The organism is Dietzia sp. HMSC21D01 (assembly GCF_001815995.1).
GTDB classification, from domain to species: Bacteria; Actinomycetota; Actinomycetes; order Mycobacteriales; family Mycobacteriaceae; genus Dietzia; species Dietzia cinnamea.
On sequence record NZ_KV823787.1, the window covers coordinates 1 to 1,698 of the forward strand.

Sequence of the window (1,698 nt, forward strand, 5' to 3'; positions counted from 1 at the left end):
GGCCGCCTGCGCCCCGCCGACTGGACCGCTCTGGCGGCCCTCGCGGCCGACCACGGCGGCGCCGTCCACACGGTCGCCGGCGGCGGACTCGAGCTCCGCGGGATCGCACCCGAACCGCCGGGAAGCGACCAGCGGGACGGCGACGGTCCCACCGTGCGCAGGCTCTGGGAGCGCGCCACGGATTCCGGCCTCCTGCCCCCGGGCGGTCCGCGCCGCCTGCCCGTCGTCCTGGCCTCGCCGCTGGCCGGCCTGCTCGACGGCCACCACGGCCTCGCCGACCTGCCCGACCGGCTCTCCGCGGCGCTGGCCGGTCACGCTGGGATCGACGCCCTCGCCGGCCGACTCCTGTTGGGGCTCGACGACGGCTCGGGAGACGTCCTGGCGCACTCCCCCGACCTGGCCGCCGTCGTCGACAGCACAGACGGCACCGCGCGGATCCACGTCGCCGGCCGGGAGGTCGCCGTCCGGGTCCGGCTCGACCACGCGGCGGTCGTCCTCGCGGACGTGGCAGCCCACCTCGCGCGCTCCGCGGGCCCGGCCGACGTGCCCGCGTCCGGGGAGGTGCACGACCTCGTCGTCGTCGCCCTGGACTCCCACCCGCTCACCACCACGGTCACCAGGGACGCCGGCGCGCGGGTCACGTCCCCCTCTACCCAGGTAGAGGGGCGGCTTGCGGCCGCTCCTCCGACGGTCGGGTGGGTCGACACCTCCGACGGGCTCGTCAGCCTCCTCGCCGTGGTCGCCGAGGGCGTCATCCCCGCGCGGCTCGCCGAGTTCCTCGGCGCCGTGGAGCGGCCAGGCACCGTCTCGGCGGACGGGGTGATCGGACTGCACGGGCTCACCGAGGGGATGGCCGAGCAGGTCGTGCGGGTGCTGGCGCCCATGGGGATGATCTTCGACGCGACCTCGCCCTGGGTGCCCGGCTCAGCGTGAACCGAACCGCCCCACCAGCCAGCGGGCGGCCTCGTCGACCGAGTGCACCGTCTCGGGGGCGGGCGGCGCCTCCGGCCGGTCGACCATCACCACCGGGATACGGAGGTCCCGGGCGGCCGCCAGCTTCGCCGCCGAACTGTCGCCGCCACTGTTGCGCGTGACGAGGACGTCGATCCGGTGCCGCGACATCAACGTCCGCTCGGAGTCCTCCCCGAACGGCCCGCGGTCGAGTACCAGCAGGTAGCGGTGCGGCAACGGTCCGGGCGGTGGCTCCGAGCAGCGGATGAGGTAGGAGCCGCGGGTGTCGCCGGCGAACTCGGACGCGCCCTGCTTGCCGACGGTGAGCATCGGGCGGCGGAACCGCTCGGCCACCACCTGCGCGGCGGCCCGCGTGTCGGGGACGCGGATCCACTCGTCGCCGGGGCGTTCGGCCCACGGCGGGCGGTGCAGCCGCAGCAGCGGAGTCCCCGTCTCCGTGGCGGCGTGGACCGCGTCGGTCGAGATCTCGTCGGCGAACGGGTCGGTCGCGTCGATCACCGCGCTCACCGCGTTCTCCCGCAGCCAGTGCGCCAGGCCCTCGGCGCCGCCGAACCCGCCGATACGGACCTCACCGCGGGGCAGCCGCGGGCGCGTGACCTTTCCGGCCAGCGCGGTCACCACGTCCAGACCGGCGGTCACCAGGAGATCGGCCAGCCGCCGCGCCTCGCCGGTGCCGCCGAGGACGAGGATGAGGCCCGGCTCGCCGGACGGCCCGCCGCTCGGCTC

The 1,698-nt window shown here is 76.4% G+C and carries 2 protein-coding genes; one reads left to right on the plus strand and one right to left on the minus strand.

Going from position 1 to position 1,698, the window contains the following annotated elements:
* The coding region (locus HMPREF3086_RS18870) for a hypothetical protein (RefSeq protein ID WP_070720272.1) at nt 1-933 on the plus strand (933 nt) is incomplete at its 5' end.
* On the opposite strand, the gene HMPREF3086_RS04015 is transcribed toward HMPREF3086_RS18870, so the two are convergent.
* Nucleotides 925-1,662: a cobalt-precorrin-6A reductase gene (locus HMPREF3086_RS04015; protein ID WP_061228753.1), complete on the minus strand. Its 738-nt coding sequence runs from the start codon at nt 1,660-1,662 to the stop codon at nt 925-927. The genes HMPREF3086_RS18870 and HMPREF3086_RS04015 overlap by 9 nt on opposite strands.
* Between the last annotated feature and the right edge of the window lie 36 nt (nt 1,663-1,698).